This window comes from Bacteroides timonensis, assembly GCF_000513195.1.
Classification (GTDB): domain Bacteria; phylum Bacteroidota; class Bacteroidia; order Bacteroidales; family Bacteroidaceae; genus Bacteroides; species Bacteroides timonensis.
In genome coordinates, this window is sequence record NZ_CBVI010000108.1 from 44,513 (window position 1) to 65,552 (window position 21,040).

At 42.8% G+C, this 21,040-nt stretch carries 13 protein-coding genes; all 13 read right to left on the reverse strand.

The annotated features are described in order from the left end of the window. Positions 1–16: 16 nt before the first annotated feature. A complete protein-coding gene (locus BN161_RS20270; protein ID WP_044269706.1) occupies positions 17–1,570 on the reverse strand; it encodes an ADP-ribosylglycohydrolase family protein in 1,554 nt (517 codons plus the stop codon). A 219-nt stretch (positions 1,571–1,789) separates the two neighbouring features. Continuing rightward, positions 1,790–3,964 (reverse strand): glycoside hydrolase family 3 C-terminal domain-containing protein, encoded by a 2,175-nt coding sequence (locus BN161_RS20275; RefSeq protein WP_044269707.1) that lies wholly within the window; start codon positions 3,962–3,964, stop codon positions 1,790–1,792. Positions 3,965–4,446: 482 nt separating this feature from the next. Then, on the reverse strand, positions 4,447–6,087 hold the full coding sequence (locus tag BN161_RS20280) for a fumarate hydratase (protein WP_044269708.1): 1,641 nt from the start codon (positions 6,085–6,087) through the stop codon (positions 4,447–4,449). A gap of 69 nt (positions 6,088–6,156) precedes the next feature. Next, positions 6,157–8,154 (reverse strand): DUF4954 family protein, encoded by a 1,998-nt coding sequence (locus BN161_RS20285; RefSeq protein WP_026367601.1) that lies wholly within the window; start codon positions 8,152–8,154, stop codon positions 6,157–6,159. Positions 8,155–8,193: 39 nt separating this feature from the next. Continuing rightward, complete coding sequence (hflX, locus tag BN161_RS20290; RefSeq protein ID WP_044269709.1) at positions 8,194–9,456, reverse strand: GTPase HflX; 1,263 nt, start codon at positions 9,454–9,456, stop codon at positions 8,194–8,196. 40 nt (positions 9,457–9,496) lie between these two features. Beyond that, complete coding sequence (locus BN161_RS20295) at positions 9,497–10,039, reverse strand: hypothetical protein (protein WP_044269710.1); 543 nt, start codon at positions 10,037–10,039, stop codon at positions 9,497–9,499. Further along, the gene (locus tag BN161_RS20300) at positions 10,036–11,883 is read right to left on the reverse strand and encodes a thiol protease/hemagglutinin PrtT (RefSeq protein WP_044269711.1); all 1,848 of its coding nucleotides are present in this window, start codon (positions 11,881–11,883) and stop codon (positions 10,036–10,038) included. Before BN161_RS20300 ends, BN161_RS20295 begins: the two co-directional genes overlap by 4 nt. Before the next feature lie 186 nt (positions 11,884–12,069). Beyond that, positions 12,070–14,595, reverse strand: a complete 2,526-nt coding sequence (locus BN161_RS20305; protein WP_044269735.1) for a thiol protease/hemagglutinin PrtT — start codon at positions 14,593–14,595, stop codon at positions 12,070–12,072. Positions 14,596–14,770: 175 nt separating this feature from the next. Next, positions 14,771–15,118 (reverse strand): RagB/SusD family nutrient uptake outer membrane protein, encoded by a 348-nt coding sequence (locus BN161_RS20310; RefSeq protein ID WP_244436567.1) that lies wholly within the window; start codon positions 15,116–15,118, stop codon positions 14,771–14,773. Next, positions 15,063–15,596, reverse strand: coding sequence for a Spi family protease inhibitor (locus BN161_RS20315; protein WP_081743761.1), 534 nt, complete (start codon positions 15,594–15,596; stop codon positions 15,063–15,065). Before BN161_RS20315 ends, BN161_RS20310 begins: the two co-directional genes overlap by 56 nt. Positions 15,597–15,774: 178 nt before the next feature. Further along, positions 15,775–16,578: a fibronectin type III domain-containing protein gene (locus tag BN161_RS20320; protein WP_044269717.1), complete on the reverse strand. Its 804-nt coding sequence runs from the start codon at positions 16,576–16,578 to the stop codon at positions 15,775–15,777. An 18-nt stretch (positions 16,579–16,596) separates the two neighbouring features. Then, positions 16,597–18,126 carry a RagB/SusD family nutrient uptake outer membrane protein gene (locus tag BN161_RS20325; protein WP_044269719.1) on the reverse strand — a complete coding sequence of 510 codons (1,530 nt, stop codon included), beginning with the start codon at positions 18,124–18,126 and terminating at the stop codon, positions 16,597–16,599. A gap of 18 nt (positions 18,127–18,144) precedes the next feature. Continuing rightward, a partial coding sequence (locus BN161_RS20330; protein WP_044269737.1) for a SusC/RagA family TonB-linked outer membrane protein occupies positions 18,145–21,040 on the reverse strand: 2,896 nt, incomplete at its 5' end.

The following is a 21,040-nucleotide window of genomic DNA, read 5'->3' on the forward strand; positions in this document are numbered from 1 at the left end:
AGCCATTTCCCCTTATTTATTGGTGATTTAATTGTACCGGCACATCCGAATAGATAATCACTTCACCGCAATGTAGCATGGCATCTTTCTCGGGATTATTCCATTTTAAAATAAGCTCATGCTTACCTTTAGACAGTTGATATTTCCAGCAAAGTTCCTGACGTCGCTTGGTGAAATTAACAGGCAGCTTAGCTTCTTCCACCAACTCACCATCCACATATACCGATACATGTGCCACATAGTCATCATTCTTCGACTTCACGCTACCACGCATGACAAAGCCGGTACCCTCAAATTCGAATTTGCCAAACTTCTCAACCATGCGATTCAAATTCTTGCGCATTATAGGATACATGCCTTCAAAAGCTTTCTCCAACCGAACTGACACCGGTTTCTGGCAGATAATGGTCACTGTGCTGTCACCCACACAGCCTCCGTTACGTTCTACCATCTGCAAAGCATGGTTGTAGCTCATCTGATAAGCCTTGTTCAGAGAAGAGGAAGTAAAAGCAAAATCAATATCCTCGGCTTCACGCAGATTCTTCATCCAGTACTCGGGAATACCACTATACCCCAACATAGTGCCCAAAATACCGGCTGCAGAGGCCGGATTGCAGTCGGAATCCTGCCCGCAGCGGGTAGCAATATCTATGGTCCTGAAAAAATCACCCCTTCCGTAAAGCAAGCCAATCAAGATATAGGCACTGTTAATGGTAGCGTCAATGTTATAGGGTACAAACACGCCGTCAGGACAGCCTATGTCTTCGGAATATTTACGTTCGCATTCAAACCAAGTGCGCTTCCAGTCATCAGGATATTGCCTATACCAGTCTATCACATCTTTCATACATTTATAGTAAAGACTCTCTTCTGGAATGACTTTCAGTGCTTCTGTCACTATAAATTCAATGTCATTAGATACAAAAGCCAACGAATACATAGCACCCACGTAAACACCACCATACCAGCCATCACCATAATTCATGATATGCCCTATTTTGTCTGAGATTTCCGATGCGGAATTAGGCATACCAGGTGACATAATGCCAGAATAATCTGCCTCAATCTGATAATCCAGATCGTTTGCATGAGGGTTGTTAATCCAATGGCCCGATGCAGGAGGCATAATGCCTTGTAGAATATTGTAGCGAGCGGCCTGGTTGGCATGCCACAATACATAACCGGCATTAGCAAACTCCATGGCAAACGAATCGACCGGGGCATCCAATCCCAAACGGTCGAATACTTCAACAAACGTAAGGTCCATATAAATATCGTCATACAGCCCGGGATCATTCAAACAATAATTTTTAATACAACCATCATCCCAACGGATAGGATTATAATCTTGAATCATTGTGCCACGAAACTTAAATTCGGTAGGACCTCCATACGTACAGCCGATAGTCTGCCCAGCCCAGGCCCCCTTGATTTTGTCCAACAGGACCGACTTTGAAAGAGTGACTTCCTCGGGAAGCAAATTCTGTTGTGATTGGGGGGAAGAACACCCCACAGTTGCTGCCAAACAAAACATGGCAACTGCAATAGTTTGCAAGAAATTGTTTTTCATTCTTTATCACGATTTATATTAATAAAATTATCCAATTCATTCCTGAAAGAAACGGAGTTCTGGATACGGCAGCAGCTTGATTAACTCCTCTACCACCATGATTTAGCGAATCCATTGCCCAATACAGTCTCGTCGCCTTCGGGTGCCCTATCAGTATTTACTGCCAAGTCAATATTGCTACTACCGATCACAGCTATTTTACTCATATTTATAATCCTGCTATTTCAGTTTAAATTTTGCTGACAGACGAATATCATCGGAAGAAGCACCTACCAGTGCCTCAAAAACACCCGGTTCAGCTATCCAGTCCCCCCTACGGTCATCATAGAACGAAAGAGATTCTTTATCCACCCTAAAAGCAACAGTTTGTTCTTCACCGGGTTCCAATTTCACCTTAGCAAATCCCTTCAACTCCTTTTCCGGGCGAGGAAGCGAACATTTCTTATCGTGAATATACAGTTGCACAATCTCTTTACCACTATGTTGACCCACATTCTTGACACGCACCTTAATGGTAAGACATTCATCCGGAAGCAGTTCTCCATTGCTGATTTCAATATCGCTATATTCAAATGTCGTATAGCTCAATCCATGGCCAAATGCAAACAAGGGACAAATCTTCTCTTTATCATGCCAACGATAGCCCACAAAAATATCCTCTTTATACTCTACCGTTTCTTCATTGCCAGGAAAGGCTTTGAATGCATGAGCAGCATTGTCTGTCAATTTCATCGGGAAAGTAAAAGGTAACTTTCCCGAGGGATTAACCTCGCCCAGCAAAATGGCAGCCAATGCGTTACCTGCTTCAGAACCTCCAAACCATGATGCCAACACAGCAGGTACCTTCTTAATCCACGGCATCGCCACAGCATTACCCGAAACTATATTCACCACCAGACAAGGGTTGACAGCCACCAACTGTTCAATCAGTTCATTTTGACTGTAAGGTAAGTCCATATTGTCGCGGTCGGCTCCTTCACAATCCTGATGTTCATCTTTGTTAAGTCCACCTACAAAAAGCACTATATCAGCTTTTCGAGCTACTTCTACAGCTTCGCGTATCAGTTGTTCGGCCGATTGATCAAGATTTTGTTGAGCGGCATATTCTGTACTTGCATAACCACGGGCATAAGTTATATCAACCTTAGAACCTACCATATTCCGAATGCCATCCAAAGGAGACACCTCATACTTCACCTTCAGGGCTGAACTTCCTCCGCCACAAGTTAACGGACGTACCGCATTTTCACCTATAACAGCAATGGTCTTTACCTGATTCAAATCAATGGGTAATAGATTGCCTCTGTTCTGAAGCAACACAATGCCTTCTTCGGCAATCTTGCGTCCCGCTTCCATGTGAGCCTCTGAAACAAAAGAGCCATAATTTTGATGCCTCCCCATTGAGGTACGATAAATCAAACGAAGTACACGACGAACTTTGTCATTCAATTCATCCTCTCCCACTTCGCCACTACGTAGCAACTCCAAGTAAGGACTAGCCAAATGGTATCTTGAATAAGAGTCACTTTCGCCCCATGATAGTCCATCAGTCCATGTGCCATACTCCATATCCAGTCCATTCAAGATAGCTTCACGAGTATCATGCGTACCACCCCAATCAGATACTACCACACCATCAAAATGCCAATCTTTCTTCAAAATCTCATTTAGTAATATACGGTTGTGACAACAATGCTCACCCTTATACTTATTATAGGCACCCATAAGCGCCCACACGCCACCCTTTTCCACAGCGGCTTTAAAAGCAGGCAAATAAATTTCATGTAGGGCGCGATCGCTCACTTGCACGTCTACCTTATGACGATTACTCTCTTGATTATTTACCGCAAAATGTTTCACGCAAGCCGCTACTCCATTACTCTGCACTCCTTTTATATAAGGTACTACCATCACCGAAGCAAGATAAGGATCTTCCCCCAAATATTCAAAATTACGCCCATTTAGTGGAGTTCGATAAATATTCACGCCCGGCCCCAATAGCACGTTCTTATTCCGATAACGGGCCTCCTCTCCCACACTACAACCATAGAGCAAGGATAGCTCAGGATTCCACGTGGCAGCCAGACAAGTAAGAGCTGGAAAAGCAAAACAAGAATCATTAGTCCATGCAGCAGGTTTCCACAAGTCCCAAAGTAATTCTTCACGTATTCCATGCGGACCATCGCTCATCCATATTCCAGGAATGCCCAATCTGGGCACCCCTGATGAACTAAATTTAGACTGGGCATGACACAGAGCAACCTTCTCTTCTAAAGTCATCCGTTTCATTGCATCATCTATCCTTTCATCCATTGATTTATTCATATCAAGATAAATAGGAAGAAACGAATCTTGTGCTTGAACAAACGATAAGGACAAGTACGTTGACATCATTAATGTAATTAATTGTTTTATCATAATATTTTATATTATAAAATACACATTTATATTACAAAACTACAAAACAAGATTAAAACAACAAAACATTTAAGAGAAAACTATGTATAGACATGTTGCACAACATAATTATTGGAAAATACACAAGAATATATGCATGAAAAACAAAACAGAAAGTGCACACAAACAGTAGCCAATCAATTCCATATTATAAAATACAAGACACAGGAATCAGAATAATTCAGAGAGTAAATACAACTCATTCATAAAGAAAAGAGTTGCAAAAACAGGTATAAAATCTCCAGAACAAAAGGATTAGATTATAGGCCTATAAGTGACAAGAGAAAAGTCGTATAAGATATTAATGACCAACATTATATACAAATCATAAAAGCCTCATGCCGAGAAACAAAAAAGCCGTAACAAAATTTCTCCGTTACGGCTTCTTTATATTATCAGCTTTATAAAAGGCTCTTTTCTTACTTACTGCAATTCCAAGGTTTCAGTTGTTTAAAGAAATCGTTGCCTTTGTCATCTACCAGGATGAATGCAGGGAAGTCTTCCACTTCAATCTTCCAGATAGCTTCCATACCAAGTTCGGGATATTCTACACATTCGATACTCTTGATGTTGTTCTGTGCCAGGATAGCGGCAGGACCACCGATAGAACCGAGATAGAAACCACCGTACTTCTTGCAAGCATCCGTCACCTGCTGGCTACGGTTACCCTTAGCAAGCATAACCATGCTGCCACCATGACTTTGGAACAACTCTACATACGAGTCCATACGTCCCGCAGTAGTGGGGCCCATAGAGCCACAAGCCATACCAACCGGAGTCTTGGCAGGGCCGGCATAGTAAATCGGATGATCCTTGATATACTGTGGCAAATCTTCACCGCGGTCCAGACGTTCTTTCAGCTTAGCATGTGCAATGTCACGGCCTACGATAATCGTACCATTCAATGACAGACGTGTAGCCACCGGATATTTAGTCAGTTCCTTCAAGATATCTGCCATCGGCTGGTTCAGGTTTATCTTAATCACGGCACCTTCGCCTGCATGACGCATTTCTTCCGGGATGAGTTCGCCCGGATTACTGTCCAGTTTTTCAATCCAGATACCTTCTTTGTTGATCTTACACTTGATGTTACGGTCGGCAGAGCAAGAAACGCCCAGACCTACCGGACAAGATGCACCGTGACGAGGCAGACGGATGATACGGATATCATGAGCCAGATATTTACCGCCGAACTGTGCACCGAGGCCAATCCTATGAGCTTCTTCCAACACTTCTTTCTCAAGTTCTACATCACGGAAGGCACGTCCGTATTCGTTACCCGTAGTGGGCAACTCATCATAATAATGAGTAGAAGCCAGTTTCACCGTCAGCAGGTTCTTCTCAGCAGAAGTACCGCCAATGACGAAAGCGATGTGGTAAGGAGGACAAGCAGCTGTACCCAGCGTCTTCATTTTCTCAACGAGGAAAGGAACCAGAGTGCTGGGATTCAGGATTGCTTTTGTTTCCTGATACAGGTAAGTCTTATTGGCCGAACCGCCACCTTTGGTCACGCAAAGGAACTTATATTCCATACCTTCGGTAGCTTCGATATCTATTTGTGCAGGCAGGTTACACTTCGTGTTCACCTCGTCGTACATATTCAACGGAGCATTCTGAGAGTAACGCAGGTTTTCTTCAGTATATGTTTTGTAGACACCCAACGAAAGAGCTTCTTCATCACAATAACCAGTCCATACCTGCTGTCCCTTTTCACCATGAACGATAGCCGTACCGGTATCCTGACAGAAAGGAAGCACGCCTTTTGAAGCAACTTCTGCATTGCGCAGGAAGGTCAGTGCTACATATTTATCATTATCACTTGCTTCGGGGTCGCGCAAAATCTTAGCAACTTGCTCATTGTGCGAACGGCGCAACATAAATGACACATCGCGGAAAGCCGTGTTAGCCATTGCTGTAAGACCTTCTTTTTCAATCTTCAGAATGGGATTTCCTTCAAACTCGCTTACGGATACATAGTCTTTTGTAAGCAGATAATACTCAGTCTTATCTTCCCCATGCTCAAACATAGGTTGATACTTGAACGGAGGTGTTGTTGCCATAATTACTCGTAAATTAAATTAATGAATCGTAGCACAAAGGTAAGAACTATTATTGAAATATTTCTTTAATTAGAGTGAAAATGATGACACCCTCTGCATACGACCTATCAATTCGTCACCCAACGCTGTCTTATCTTCAATATGTTTCAGCACGGCAGTGACAAACGGATTACTTTCAAAGTCACCACGTACCTGCTCAAAGTCCATTTCTTTCTCTGCGCGCGAGCCGTCGGCACCGAAGCCCGTCATAGAAGCCAGCGAGAATTCTTTCTTGGCATCATCATACACCATACGGTCCAACCCAACTACCGCTTCCTTCCACTTCTCTACAATGCGGATGATGTCTGTAGCCGTAATATTGTCCGGTTTGATTCCGTAGTATTCCTCCAACTTTTCATAAGCCCAGGTCCACTCATAAGTGTAGTAGTTCTGATGCATCTTCTCAAATTCAGCATTGATGTACTTCAGACGGTCTACTTTGCCACACTCGATATCATTAATCAGGGCATCTATCTCGCTCTTCGGAGCTATCAGGCCGGAAATGTCCACCCACTCACCGCTACCCACTGTGGTGTCGGGCTTCAGGCGGGCACGTATTTCTTCATTACTTTTGAATTCAATACCTTCCAGACGTTTGATGACAGAGTTCCCAAGGAATTTATGGATGGCGATCTCATAGAACTTGATACCTTTCACCAATGCTGAGTTACGGATTTTCGCACTATGGAAAGAATAGATGTCGGAAAGTTCACCCGAAGCATGGCGCAGGTTCTGCAAAGTTTCCCGTCCCTTGAACATCTTCTGCACGGTATAGGGACTGAGTAAGTTGTAATTGATGAAATCCAGTTTGTTGGAATCCGTACGTCCATCACGCTTCGGCCACTTCTGCGCATCACGGATGGTTCCTACACTTCGCAGGTTGACACCCGGTACAAGATAAGTAGTATTGTTCTGCTCTATCAGATAGGAGAAAGGCAAGTTAGAAGTATCAGAATGATTCACATGGCGGCCCATTACCAATGAAAAAGCACCTACACGAGCGGGCCAAAGAATATAGGAATCGGAAGTAGTTTTAGCACCACGTTCCAATGTTCCCTGATGGATAGGGCCTAACTTATACATGTGATTACTCTGGTTGGAACCCGAACCGGCATTCATGAATGAAAACATACCGGCAATCAGTAAAGTGGACTTATGATGCGTCACAGTGAACGGTCCGGCAAAGATAGCGCATGCCTCGCCATTCTCTCCCTGGCAATTGCTGAAGAAAAGCGATTCGGACGCTGAATAATTATGTCCCAAACGACAGGCCTGACCTATAAAGCAACGGCTCAGCATAGCTCCATCGTCTATATGTGAACCGGAAGAGATGATAAAATCATCACAAATAACTCCATGACCAAGGTGTACCGGTGCTTCCGCATTACTATTAATGCTACCATTATAAAGACGACAAGTTCCGCAGATGTGACAATAGTCTCCGATACGTACATTCTTGATAGAACCTGTATTGAGTATCATCACATGATTGCCGATAGTACCTACCGAAGAGGCATGCTTATTGGAGTAGAAGTCTGTTATAGACTTCATCCGGCAAATCAACTCCGGGCGGTGGCGATAAAGCGCCAGGATATAAGCCTGATGCGCAGAAAGTTTATCATTGATAAGTACTTCACGCCCACCGGTTTCATTCAGTACGGATACTTCTACCCCATTACCGAATTTACTCAATCCGTCCACCAGGATGATGTCTACATTCTCAATGAATGTGTCATGCCCGATCTCATAATTAGCAATGTAGTTCTGGATGTTCTCAATGCAACAGTTATCCCCCACCGTGACATTGTGGAGTGTTACATGACGCAAACCGGAATGTTTTTTAATTCCACCCGGCAATGTGAACTCTGATTGAAATACGCCTAAACGTACATCTCCCGAGAAACGGGTGTGATGTACAAACTCGGTAACAAAGTCTTCTGCTACCATTACTTTCCCCCAATCATCCGCCAGACACGACTGGCTTTTCAACCGGAGTACTTCGTCTTCGGTTAAATGTCTGTAATTCATAATAAGTAAATTAAGAATGAAGAATTAATTCTTCATCGATTAGACCTCTTCCTCTTCTTCGTAGGTCTGATAAAGAAAATCGTTATAAGGGTATTTCTGTACATGCAGTTCTTTCACGCGTGCATAAACCACACTCTTCAGTTCCTCCAAATTGATCTTCTCGCGGGCAGAGATAAAGAGGCAATTATCCTCCATCTTTGCCATCCAAGTCTTCATCAGTTCCTCGAGTGTCAAGTTTTCCTTTGTTCTGGGGGTAAGGTCGTCAGCCGCTTTCTCCACATAGGTGTAAGCGTCTATTTTATTGAATACAAGTATGATTGGCTTACCGGATGCACCGATATCCGCCAATGTTTTATTGACTACTTCTATCTGTTCTTCAAAATCCGGATGTGAAATATCCACAATGTGCAACAGCAAATCCGCTTCGCGCACTTCGTCCAGTGTCGACTTGAAAGAGTCTACCAGGTCAGTAGGCAACTTACGGATGAAACCAACCGTATCTGAAAGCAGGAACGGCAGATTATCAATAATCACCTTGCGCACTGTAGTATCCAATGTTGCAAACAGTTTATTTTCTGCAAATACTTCGCTCTTGGCAAGCAGGTTCATCAATGTGGATTTGCCCACATTGGTATATCCCACTAATGCCGCACGTATCATACGTCCACGGTTCTTTCGCTGTGTTGACTTCTGTTTATCGATCTCTGCCAAGCGTTCTTTCAGTAATGACATACGGTTCAGGATGATACGACGGTCCATTTCCAACTGCGTTTCACCCGGACCACGAAGTCCCACTGAACCTTTACCGCCACCGGCACCGGAACCGCCACCCTGGCGTTCCAAGTGGGTCCACAAACGTTGCAGACGGGGAAGCATGTATTTATACTGTGCCAATTCCACCTGCGTCTTTGCATTGGCTGTCTGTGCACGCATGGCAAAAATATCGAGAATAAGCGAGGTGCGATCCAATATCTTGATCTTCAACTCAGCTTCAATGTTACGTATCTGTTTCGCGGAGAGTTCATCGTCAAAAATCACCATACCGATTTCCCGTTCGGCTTCCTCTTCGTTCCGGATATATTCTTTAATTTCTTCCAGTTTACCTTTGCCGACGTAGGTCACAGAATGTGCCTGATCCAGCTTCTGGGTAAATCGTTTCACTACTTCCGCCCCGGCTGTCTCAGCCAAGAATTCCAGCTCATCGAGATATTCGTTTGTCTTACGCTCATCCTGTGTTTTCGTGATGAGACCAACCAATACCGCCGTTTCTGCCTGTACTTCGGAGATTACAAATTCTTTCATTTACTATACCTATTTATTATATATTGGGCGACAAATATAATTATTTTTGCAGAAATCCTTCTGCTATTTTTTCATTTAATTCTATAACAATATCTTTATAATCAGCACGGCGACCGCATGCACGAATTTCCAGTAAAGGATACTTATCAAGAATATGTGACATCAGATCGGTCATGGAAGGTGCTGTGGGCAACTGGCTATACTCTTCATACGTATAGGTAAGAAAAGCCACATTAGGACCTATTCCCTTATTATCCAGCAAGTATCCCTTATTCAAAAGAGTAGGCAGACGTAACCCATCCCCCATTTTCAAATCCCCGGGCGCAGGATAGGACAAAATGCGGGTACGAGCCTCATCCATTATCACCGGTACCTGGTGTGAATAATCAGCCTTGGTTTTATAGATATAAACCACCGGAGAAGTGGAGGCCGGATTACCACCTGTCAACTGTGGAGTAATTGCTCCAGAATTCATTTCTATCTTTTGCATATCAGATATGACCATTGTTTCTTTTTTCGCAGAACGACAACCCGCCAATAGTACAAGTAAGGTTGCTATTACAATATTAATTTCCTTTTTCATTTTAAAAACTTACATTGATGAATTCCCTTGTCCGTTACAGCCTGCAAGATATATACTCCCGTAGGATATTCCCGGCAAGAGAAAGTTATAGTTTCTTTTCCTTCAGACAATATTTGTTTCAACAGACGCCCGTTTACATCATATAGATTCAACCTGCGGGAATTCTCCGGCAAATGAACAACCACGGTTTCCTGTTGCTTATCACAGAAAGCAGTAAATCGTATTTCTTGCTTCGTCTCTATAATTGAAGTAGGATCAGCCTTAACAATAATCTCATTCGTGGTATCAGGACCACCATGAACCACTTTCCATTCGGCATCATTTGTTCCTTTGTAGACTGCAACAATACGATCACCGGGTTGTGGAGTCAATGAGATTCTACAGGAAGGAGCAAAGGACACTGTATAATATGTCTGCATACTTGGAATATCCGAGATTCCTGATATAAATTCCCTTATATTCAAATTCTTATCAACCATAGCCAAAGCTACTTTTCCCGAGAACGAGTCTAATCCCAAATTCCAGAGGAAGCCGCACTTCACAATAAAGGAAGAGTTTACATTAAATTGAGTTTCAGAGGTTTCCAAACCGGAATAATAAGTTCCATCCTGAGATTTCCCAGCAAGCATGGCCAATAATGTTTGATAGCTTGAATTTCCCTCCGCCGGCTTTAGCCCGAACAAAGCGTCTTGATTCGCGACAAAGCCACCGCCAGCACTACCACCTGCTCCCTGATTATTCGGATTCAAAGCTGAAATCAGGAAATAACCATTACTATAGCCACTCCACCCCCAATTTACTCTAAAATAATCCTTCGTTGTATATCCATCCAATATAAATTGATGTCCTTCATTACTAAGAGTAGCTCCACCGTAAAGCACAGGGCCTACTGCCATTATTTCATTTTCCAGCATTTGTATCCACTCTGCCTCCGAATACCATTCACGACGAAGACACAACATGCTTTTATTGTAATTCATATACTCTGCCAATCCATGAATAGCTGTCAATGTAGCGGCACCGGTTCCACCGGCAGAAGCGATATTAAACTGCGATTGAGCCATAACACCACAGTCGTACATCAAAGTTGCAACTTCATTTTTAGAAATCTCGGATGAATTCCGATCATATTGAAGTGGCATATCGTTCCAAGCATAAGTATGTCCCAAAGTTCTCCCCGATACATTTTGGTGAATTTTAGCTCCACTAACCAGCGCATCATAACTATAAGCTGGAAGAGTACCCGTTCCTGCATTCGGCCATTGATGATATCGCATCAATATGGATATAGCCGTTGCCACACACCCTGTAACAGTCTGGGTGCCTTCAATTTTTGGACAAAGCGTATTATAAGGACTCTCTTGATCCCACTCCGCTGTTTTATACTGCTTTACCACATCTCCGGTTGTCATATCCGACACCCCTCTCCACGCCTCAGATACAACATCAGAAGTATTCAGTCCCGTCTCTCTTACCTCATTGATCTGTTCTTTCAGCCCATTCATCCAACTTTTCAGATTAGAAGGCATCCCATCTACCACAAAGCTGTTTGTGAAAGAATAACCTAGTACAGGCATAACCACATCATCTCCGGCAATAATAACAAAACCTTTTCGATCGGTACTATTAAAGACATAGAAAGCCGGAAGATTCCCTACACTACGGGTATTCGCATCTTCTCCATCCCAAACTAATTGCAACTGTGGTGACGCGGCAGTACTACGGGTTTGAACATTCGTTTTAAAGAAATCGGTAGCTAAAGCATGAGCTTGCTCTGCTGTGACATTATCAGCAAGAAGCCGATTTGCAAGAAGAATAAATAGAAAGAGTAGTGTACACCTCATATAGTTAGGGGTTAGTTGTTTTAGTAGCACCTCAACGAATGACACAAATCACTATCTTGTTGTTCATTAGAAAAGACAAAATTACTGAAATATATGGTTCGGCAAATGATTTTAAATACTTTTTTAAAAACAAGGCCATCCTAAGTTAATAGAATAGCCTCGTTCCACATATTATAAATATATAATCTAACGTTTCATAAATTTGCTCCGGTATATCTTACCATCAGTTGATTGCAACACTACAATATAGCAGCCTGCATCCAACCCTCCTACCGGAATAGAATACTCTTTCTTATCCCCGGACTCTTTTTGCTGTATTATTTGCTGTCCGGACAAGTTATAGACAGAAATCACTCGGGCGGCATGAGAAGTACGGATATTAAGAATATCTTCTACTGGTTGCTGATAGATAACTAATCCGCCCTTATCGGCTATTTCATCCTCAATACCGGTGGCCGGTCCTACAGAAAAATAGAGAGTGCTAATTGTCACAAGGTCTCCATCAGTACCTGATTTATACAAACGAACAGCATGCCTTCCTTCACCCAGACTCAGAGGAATTTCCATTACAAGGTTTTCCGTTTGGTCTGCCTCCACAAATACATTTTGATAGTGTACACTGTATGGATAACCTTGGGCATTCTCATAAACAGCTGCTGCCAATGTTCCAGTATATACATTTCCATCACCAGACAATGACAGATCAGCCAGAAAATTCAGACTCTCACCTACTTGAAGTTGTACCTTCTCCAGACGTGGTTGGCTGACCTTTAAATCGGCAGTTCCATACGCCTCCTTTATGGTGACCGGAGTTAATTCACCGATGCCATACGTACCTCCTCCCCAATCTATACAGGGGCAAATATAATACTCTCCAGCAGGAATATTGGTAGTCACAGAGTTCTTAGTAACAGTCAAGTTTCCGGATACAGCCAGTTCTCTATTAATCGTGCCCGGTTTCATTTCGACCTGTACGTTTCCGACTATCGCTACAAAGTCCGCGTTTTTATCAAAAAGTGCAACACCCACTAAACCATAATACTCGTCCGATGTGCTTTTGTTAGAAACCAACATTTTGTAATCTCCTTTGAGACCACTATATAAGCTATGGGCTAATTTCACACTAACTTCTATGTCTTCTTCAAGACTTAGATTACCACTGAACGGAGTCAAAGTACATTTATTACCGCTTACAACAAGAATGAGTTGTGCTTCAGAACCCACGTAACTACGCACACGACTCCATGTTGCTTCGCGCTCATCTTTGGTAGCTACATATACGGAATAAGTTCCATCAGCAAAATCATTAGGTATTTTCAGATTAGAAAAAGAAAGAGCACTATATCCTTCATACGTATCTATCATCGCATCCAAAGCCATCTGCCCTAATATTGACTGTTGACCATCTTTTTCCGCTATCACTGCCAACTTACTATTCTTACATGCCACACTCCTATTAACTATCTCAGTAATCGTCAGTTTAAACACGTCTCCCTTAGTGACTTCCTCTTTATTTGCTTCCAACTTCGTCATAACAAAATGAGAAGTAAAGCTTGAAGAAGTAGTAGGCGGTTGTATCCCCAGATACATTCCCTGGCCTCTCGTAAAGCCACCTCCAAGATTGCTTCCACCACCAATGCCGGGAGATTCCGGATTTAAGGAAGCAACTTCAAAGTAACCATTATTCATTCCGCTCCATCCCCAATTGACATGAACCATATCCTCTTCATTATACCCATCAAAAACAAACGCATGACCTCCATCATCCGAAGATCCGAAATAGTAAATAGGACGCTTCTCGTTAATTTCTGATTTAATCAGATTCATCCATTCGGCAGAAGCAAAATATTGACGATATACCAAGCCCAAATTACCATCATATCCAAAGTAGTCAATTAAGGCCTGACCTACCTGATGTGAATAGGCTCCCGAAGCAGATGGTGAATATTCCATATCAACAGCAATACCACAGGCAGACATTAGCTGTGCAACGGCATTAGCCTGTGTCGTAGTATAATTACCTTCATATTGCGGCAACATGTTATCCCAGTCAAAAGTAGTATTTCCATAATCAAAAGAACATTCAATTCCACTGGAAGTCTTATAAGAATGGGTACCTTTTCCTTTTACAGGATATTCATGATATTTCAGAATCATAGCCATTGCCGTAGCTACACATCCCGTCACACAACGTTCTCCTTTATAAAGAGGACAGGTATTATTGTACGGCTCACTTTGATCCCAGCATACATTTTCCAGCAAAGGAGATACAGATGCCGGAAGACTTGTTTTAGTAAGCAGTTTAGGTTCAGCAACCGCTTTTTCGGCGTTACCCAGTTGAGCATAAGCGGCATTATATAGTTCCAGCCACCCAAGTATGTTTACCGGTAAGTTCTCAGTTATGAAACTTCCATTATCCGAATAGCCCAGTATAGGCTTCATACGATCATCCCCGGATACTATAACATAAGCAGACTGCGCATAGTTATAGATATAAAAAGCTGTTCCTTCCACACTACGGGTAGATGCAGATTTTAGCAAATCATTAGAGACTGCCACCAATTGAACTTCACCGCTATTACGGGTTACAGCCCCGGATGACTGCATAAAGAAAGTTCGTGCAATAGAAAGAGCTTCTTCCGGAGAGCGTTGGGCCGTCCATGCCGATAAGCTGCATAAAAGAACCAAAGACAGGAGTAGTAATTTCTTCATAGGCATCATTTATTAGAATAATTAAATAATTATTAAGTAACGAAACCGCAAAGTTACAGAAATCTGACACTTCACAAATATTTCCCGCTACTTTTTTGCAAATTGATAAAAAACAGGGGTGTATCCGTAAATCCGAATACACCCCATTCTCTTTTCCTATTTGATAATGTGCTTATTAGTTCACCGGAGTCGGAGCCATTGCAGCCGGATTATTGTCAGCCTCTGTAATAGCACTGTTCACAGATGTTTCAGCCTCAGGAATACGGTAAATCATGATAGGAGCCTCAGCAGCAATTTCAGCAAATGTACTGTTGATAGGATAGTTAGCCCCCTGGCGGATAATAGGTTTCTTTAAACGCAAGATGTCGAATAATGCAAAGCCTTCACCCCAAAGCTCAACACGGCGCTGGAACCAAACTTCATCGATAAATGCGTCCAAAGAACCGGCAGTACAGGTATAAGACGGATCACGATATTGCCTTACGAACCTGCACCAACGGGCAAGCATTGTTATAAGGCGCATCCTGATTCCAATTAATATTGCCTAACAAAGGAGATACTGTTTCCGAGAAAGCAGCACGTGTCAACAACATAGGCTCTTTTATGACTTGCTTGCCATCAGCTAAAGCCGCATACACGGCATCATAGCCTTCCAGCCATCCCAGTATATTAAGAGGTAGATTATCTGTCACAAAAGCTCCACTATCAGAGTAGCCCAATACGGGTTTCATGCGGTCATCGCCTGATACAATCACATAGGCAGACAGCCCATGATTATAAACATAGAAAGAAGATACGGCAGAAAGACCACGGGTGGTAGAAGCCGACTTCAATAAATCCCCGGATACAGCGACCAATCGGACATCATCGGCCGAACGCGTAGCGGGATATTGTGCAAAGAAAGACTTTGCAATCGTAAGAGCCCCTTCAGGAGAGCGTTGCGCAGCCCATGTAGAAACAGTGTATAACAACACTAGGGATAAAAGTAGTACTTTTCTCATAAGTAATGTTCTTTATAAATATCTAATCGTCAAAATTAGTAAAAAAAAACGTGTAGCCAACATTTTTGTGAATAGTTAGCCACACGCTTTCTTTATTATCATAGACTTTATAAAAAAGGCAATCTCTATTTCATTTTAAGACGGCCTCTCTCTCGCTCTTGATATTATATTAAAAAGGTTATTGAATAACAAGGTCAAAATAAGCCCAATGGAATAACCCGCTGTTGCCGCCAGCAATGATTATAGCACCCAAAGCATTAAATTTGATAGAGTTCCCTTCAATGGTTCCAACAATAACACCCGCTACCGGATTAGCCTCTGCATCCAATCCTACATAACGATAATTACCGTAATTCTTTTCTGCAATAATCTGCCCGTCAGGAATGGTCACTGTCCCCTTTGCTTTGTCAAAGACTAATTTCACCGCACCCAAGGCAAGGTTTACACCGGCTTCTGAACCAAGTCCATTGATATAGGCAACAGCTTCATCTTCGGCATCAAGCGAAATTGTTACCGGCACAGAATTGTCCGCTTCGGCATACAAACTATAGCCGGACAATGTTTTACTACCGGCAAATGCTCCCAACGGGTGTTCTTCCGTCTTAAACTGTTTCACATCAGAGGTTATCATCTGATTGGCTGTCAGCGCATAGGCGCATGCATAGTAGGTAGTTCCCGGAGTGAGACCTTGCTTAATAGTACTTTCAAGAGCATTTATATCCTCCACTATTGCAATTATAGAATTCGCAACAGACGGCTGTGCTACCGTACTTATCAACACGCCATATTCTCTGACTGCAGGATTTCCTTTATCAGTCAGTGCAATACTGAATGTAGCATCATATTTTTCCACAACAACGCTCAAGGAAATTGTTGCCGCTGTTTCGTCAGGTACTCTTGTGTCACTGAGCTTATCGTCATTTTCGCATGCAGTAGTGAGCAACAGGCATGCAAAAAATGATATTAGAGTATATTTTTTCATATTCTTTATACTTTAGAATTATTTGAATTTACTTTCTTCCGGAGCTGGATTTTGTTCATCAGCACTGATCGCATCGCTATTTTGCAATTCTCTCAGAGGTATTTGGAAGTGGAAATACCAGCTACCCGCATCTATGGTATAGCGAGCACTCTTCAAGTGATTGGAACCTTCATAATTACGGTCGATGCCCTTGTTCAAACGCAAATGATCGAACAAAGAGAAACCTTCACCCCATAACTCCAAACGTCGTTGCTGATATACATCATCAGCTGTTACACTTTGCTGATTCCAATCGGGATCTCTTTGCGACATCAGTTCTTTCAAGACAGTTGCAGCTTCTGTTTTTTTATTCTGGTGTGCCAAGGCTTCTGCCTCATTCAGAATCATTTCAGAGGCACGCATATACACATAATCAGCTTCCCAGTTGGCAACTTTCTTGAATTTAATGTTAGTATATTCAGGGAACTTCTGTTCTTGTGCCGTATAGACAACCCCTGTACTTGAATGCTTAAACAAGCGCTTTCTAACATCTTTAGCACTCATGGAGTCGTAGAGACGAGCGTCAATCTTACGATATTGACCTACTGAACCACCATAACCGGCATCATAAGAACACATGAAAGAAAAGAAAGAAGCAAAAGCCGTAGAGGTTTCAGAAGTAATGTCCGCTCCCCAAATCCATTCCTTGGCAGCAATATTATTAAATGCTTCATCTGCCAGTAATTCTGCCGGAGTATAGACACTGTAGCCTTGGCGGGCTTTACGAGCATAAGTAATAGCATCATCCCAATTGTTTGTAACCATACAAACGCGCGAATAAAGACCTGCGGCTACTTGCTCGTCAATCATCGTTTTGTTGGGACGTTTCCATCCGGCCAATGCTTCCATACCAGCCTTGAAGTCTTTCTCTACCTGAGCGTAAACCTGTCTCAACGGCGCACGACCGGCAACAGCCGATTCTGTTTCATCCGGGGTCAGTACGATAGGTACGCCCGGAGCATCTTCGTTGCCTATGTAGGTTTGTTGGTACATTTGAGCCAAATAGGCATGAGCAAACCCGCGATATACCAATGCCTCGCCACGATAGGCTTTCAAATCGGCATCTACTACATCCGGAGCAATCTTCACAATAATATCGTTTGCCTTACCTATGATAGAATAGAAGAAGTTCCAATAAAAATAAGGACGCTTATACTGTTCGGACCAGTAGTCAAGCTGATAGTCAAATGTAAACCAACCGCTACCGCTCACCTCAAAAGCCAAATCGTCATTCATCACATCGCCCAAGTGATAAACCCCCATCAAGCCGAAGTCTTCATGCACCGTGCTTGAACTACCCTGCGTGTTATACTGAAAAGTATAATTGTTAAGTCCCAGCATCAAAGGTTCTACCACTTTAATAAGAGCCTCCGGACTTGAGGAGCCAATCGCATCAATCTCGTCTTTTGTAGCAACTCCAGCATTCTCGATGTCAAAAAAGCCATCGCCACAACCTGCCAACGCCACACCGGCAAAAGCAGAAAGCAATAATATCTTGTTAATCTTCATTTTTCTTCTAATTAATCGTTAAAACTCAAGGTTGATACCCAATGAAATGGTACGCATGGCCGAATAATTGTAGCCTGTATCACCGGTAATACTCTGGCGCGGGTCAAATCCTCTGCGTGCAGACAGCAAGAAAAGGTTGTCTCCGGTTACATATACACGCAGCTTCTCAATTTTAGCCTTGCTAATCATACTTTTTGGGAAAGAATATCCTACAGTCAAGTTACGCAAGCTCAAATAAGAAGCCTTTGTCAAATTACGATCACCGGATACACCTTGATCCAAATTATTTTCATCAAGACGAGGAATGTCTGTATAACGATTCTCTGGAGTCCAACGATTAAAGATATCTTTAGACCAGTTTCTTCCAGCAGAACCCGCACTCATCAAACTGGCATAAAAGCTGTCATATACCCATCCGCCAATCTGATAAGCAAAGTTAGCAGCCACATCAACGCCATAGAATTCAAAATCGGTGGAGAAGCCACCATACAAATCAGGTATAGGCGATTTTCCCAACTCATAACGAGTAGCGAGGCTTGTCTTGTTGACAGTTTTCCGTCCGGTGATGTTGCCTTCTTCATCCTTCTCGTCAGCCCAATAGAGAGCGTCGCCATTTTCCGGATCTACTCCCGCAAACATATAGTCGTAATAGTTAAACAACGGTTCACCCACTTTACGAAAGTAATTGCCGGTAGCCCATCCGTCTTGTGGACGGTCAGCGGGGAGTTCGAGGAGTTTGTTTGTATAGTGGGTAGCATTCAGTCCGATACTCCATCTAAAATCATTGGTATTAAAAACATCATAGTTCAATTCAAGCTCTATACCTTCATTACGCATACGCATGGTATTTTCGTAAATAAATGTCGGCATACCTTGAGAAGGAGGCAATGGCTTGCTGTACAGCAAGTCCCAAGTAGTCTTGTTAAAATACTCCACGTTGCCCGACAGCTTATCCCAAAGTCTGATTTCAATACCCGCATTGAAGTTATTACTCTTTTCCCAAGTAATATCCTTGTTCCCACGAAATACGTATTGGATACCGATAGCACCATCGTTGCTTACTACATTATACTGATCCTTATACGGTTGGTTGTTTCCGATGTTGTCATTTCCTTGTGTACCGAAACTTGCTTTCAGTTTCAAATCGTTAATCCAAGTCAGCTCCCGCATAAAATTTTCCTGGTTGATACGCCATGAAGCACCTACCGACCAAAAGTTACCCCAGCGGTTGTCCGGATGAAAGCGTGAAGAGGCATCACGACGATAACTGGCCGAGAAATAATATTTTTCATCATAGTTGTACTTCACTTGACCAAACATTCCTTCCAATGCATATTCAGCTGCCGATGAGCTTGCATCCGACAGTTTGGCTGCATTATCCAATTCGGGGTTATCGGGAACAAGGAAATTCTCTTTTTGCGCCCACAAGCTTTCGCTACGGTCTTTCTTGGTCTCATGTCCCAATAAAACTTCTACATTGTGAACTTGGGCGTAAGTGTGTGACCAATTCAATAATTGGTTCGCATTCAGTACATAGTAGCGGCTCATTTCCGTAGTGCCACGTCCGTTTACGTTTAAGGCATCTCCGCCAATAGGAGTCTGGAAGCTGACTGTACGTGTATTAAAATTGTCGATACTTGCATTGACAGTAAGCTTGAAATCTTTCAAGAAAGAAAACTCTGCATAAGCTTTGGCACTGATAACGTCCACCGTGCCTTTATAGATATTATTCAATTGTTGGTCAATCGGATGAGCATTGGCACCGACCGGACGTTTTCCCATCTCAGTACCATAGTCATATCGGTCGTTTCCTTTGAAATCCTGTATGCGGTTTCCATCCTTATCATACATATACACCGGATAAATAGGAGCTACCGTCTGACCGAAGTAGAATATGGACGAGTAGGTTGAGCCACCTACATTGGGAGAGTTGGTCTTCACATTACTATATGCCAGATTGAAACCGGCCTTAAACCAGTCATTGATAGTCTGATCCACCTTGACACGAGCATTAATACGATCCATGTTAGAATTTACCGTATATGCATTGTCGTATAAATAACCTAAAGAAGCATAATAGCTTGTCTTCTCAGTACCACCGCTCAATGAAAAAACATTTTCCTGACGAACTGCAGGTCTAAAAGCCTCATCTAGCCAATTATCTTGATACATCAACTTAGCATTAGGATTCAAACGCCCGGTAACGGGATTCACAAGTTCTCCGTCAGCTACATTGTAATTGTTATATCCGCCTAATGTTTTGACCAAATTGTCTGAAGCATACTGGCCAGCCGCCAAATAAGAATTGCCGGACGAAACATAATTGTTACGCATGGACTCCCAATAAAGCTCATAGTATTCAGACGGATCGGTAAGGATATCATAGCTGGGTACGCCGCGCATATTGATGCCGGTACGATTTTCGAAAGTCACTTTTACCTTACCACTCTGTCCACGTTTAGTAGTAATCAGCACAACACCATTGGCTCCACGAGCACCATACAAAGAGTTTGCGGCTGCATCTTTCAACACAGTCATAGACTCAATATCCGCTGGAGCAATCTGGTTCAAACTTCCTTCATAAGGAACGCCATCAACCACTATCAACGCAGCACGGCTTGCCGAAATAGAGCCGATACCACGCACATAGATATTAGCTGCCGCACCCGGCTGACCACTACTCTGAGAAATTTGGACACCGGCCATAGCGCCTTCCAATGATTTGGAAACGTTAGAAGTTTGCATTTTACTGATTTTTTCACCGCCTACTGTAGCAGCGGAACCTGTAAATGAGGACTTCTTTGCTGTACCATAAGCCACTACCATAACCTCGTCAAGCATCTCAGAATCAGACTTCATAAAGATCTTCATGGTAGGTTTAATAGCCACTTCTTGTGTCTGCATACCAATGTAT

Bases quoted from the DNA above. Each gene is read 5' to 3' on its own strand.
- BN161_RS20275 (WP_044269707.1), bottom strand. From the start codon at position 3,964: ATGATGTCAACGTACTTGTCCTTATCGTTTGTTCAAGCACAAGATTCG.
- BN161_RS20285 (WP_026367601.1), bottom strand. From the start codon at position 8,154: ATGAATTACAGACATTTAACCGAAGACGAAGTACTCCGGTTGAAAAGC.
- BN161_RS20270 (WP_044269706.1), bottom strand. From the start codon at position 1,570: ATGAAAAACAATTTCTTGCAAACTATTGCAGTTGCCATGTTTTGTTTG.
- BN161_RS20325 (WP_044269719.1), bottom strand. From the start codon at position 18,126: ATGAAGATTAACAAGATATTATTGCTTTCTGCTTTTGCCGGTGTGGCG.
- BN161_RS20280 (WP_044269708.1), bottom strand. From the start codon at position 6,087: ATGGCAACAACACCTCCGTTCAAGTATCAACCTATGTTTGAGCATGGG.
- BN161_RS20300 (WP_044269711.1), bottom strand. From the start codon at position 11,883: ATGAGGTGTACACTACTCTTTCTATTTATTCTTCTTGCAAATCGGCTT.
- BN161_RS20295 (WP_044269710.1), bottom strand. From the start codon at position 10,039: ATGAAAAAGGAAATTAATATTGTAATAGCAACCTTACTTGTACTATTG.
- BN161_RS20305 (WP_044269735.1), bottom strand. From the start codon at position 14,595: ATGAAGAAATTACTACTCCTGTCTTTGGTTCTTTTATGCAGCTTATCG.
- hflX (WP_044269709.1), bottom strand. From the start codon at position 9,456: ATGAAAGAATTTGTAATCTCCGAAGTACAGGCAGAAACGGCGGTATTG.
- BN161_RS20320 (WP_044269717.1), bottom strand. From the start codon at position 16,578: ATGAAAAAATATACTCTAATATCATTTTTTGCATGCCTGTTGCTCACT.
- BN161_RS20315 (WP_081743761.1), bottom strand. From the start codon at position 15,596: ATGAGAAAAGTACTACTTTTATCCCTAGTGTTGTTATACACTGTTTCT.
- BN161_RS20310 (WP_244436567.1), bottom strand. From the start codon at position 15,118: ATGCGCCTTATAACAATGCTTGCCCGTTGGTGCAGGTTCGTAAGGCAA.